The sequence below is a fragment of the Rhodococcus sp. TAF43 genome (assembly GCF_052113525.1).
GTDB lineage: Bacteria > Actinomycetota > Actinomycetes > Mycobacteriales > Mycobacteriaceae > Prescottella.
The window spans coordinates 1-1,096 of sequence record NZ_JBFRDL010000125.1 but is presented as its reverse complement, the minus strand read 5'-3'; the positions used below and the strand labels follow the sequence as shown (position 1 = coordinate 1,096).

The following is a 1,096-nucleotide window of genomic DNA, read 5'->3' as shown; positions in this document are numbered from 1 at the left end:
CCATACTGCCGGTTCACCGTCACGACCAGGGCTCGAAGAGCGAGCTCATACTCCGGGAGGGGGAGTGTCCGATAAACGGTGAATCCGGGTTGGCATCGGTTAGTTGATGCGTCCCCTCGAAAGCGATGGCGAAGGCGTTCAGTGCAGGCTTCCACCTGACTGCCCATCGTTCCCTACCGCGGCCGGTGGGGTCCTGCGACCGGGTCGCAAGTACAGGCACTTGAGGGCGGCCTGCTCGGTCGGGAAGTGCCCGCGGGCGCGGATCGCGCGCCGGTAGCGGGCGTTGACCGACTCGATCGCGTTCGTCGAGCAGATCACGCGTCGGATCTCGACATCCGTAGTCGAGGAACGGCACGAATTCGCTCCAGGCGTTCTCCCACAACCGCACGATCGCCGGGTATTTCGGTCCCCACTTGCCGGCGAACTCGACGAACCCCTCCTTCGCCGCGGCCTCCGTCGGTGCCGTGTAGACGGGCTTGAGATCGCGTGCCGTCTCGTCCCAGTACTGGCGCGCCGCGAACCGAAATGTGTTGCGAATCAAGTGAATTACACAGATCCGCACGATCGCGAGTTCCCACACCGTGTAGATCGCGTCCGGCAGTCCCTTCAGCCCGTCGCAGACCACGATGCACACGTCTTCCACGCCACGGTTCTTGATCTCGGTGAGCACCGACAGCCAGAACTTCGCGACCTCGCCGCCATCGCCAACCCACAACCCGAGGATGTCGCGTTCGCCGTTGACGGTAACCCCGATCGCGACATAGATGGGCCGGTTGGTGACCTGCCCGTCGCGGAACTTCACATGAATGGCATCGATGAACAGCACCGGATACACCCGGTCCAGGGGCCGGTTCTGCCACTTGGTCATCTCCTCGAGCACCTGGGCCTTACCCCGGTTCGTGGACACGGTGGTGGAAACCGTGGACGCAGTCATCGGTGGCGACACCCGCGACACTGACGATCAACAACAACACATCCGGATTCGCCGACGTGCTCGCCTGGATCGCCGAGCACGCGCCCGCACCACCCATCGTGGTAGCACTCGAGGGCACCCGCAGTTACGGAATCGGGCTCGCACGCGCGCTCAACAGTGCCC

1 pseudogene is annotated in these 1,096 nt (G+C 63.9%); it reads right to left on the bottom strand.

The annotated features are described in order from the left end of the window. Positions 1-118 precede the first annotated feature (118 nt). Positions 119-928, bottom strand: a pseudogene (locus AB4Z09_RS29100) (IS256 family transposase); the annotation flags it as partial. Between the last annotated feature and the right edge of the window lie 168 nt (positions 929-1,096).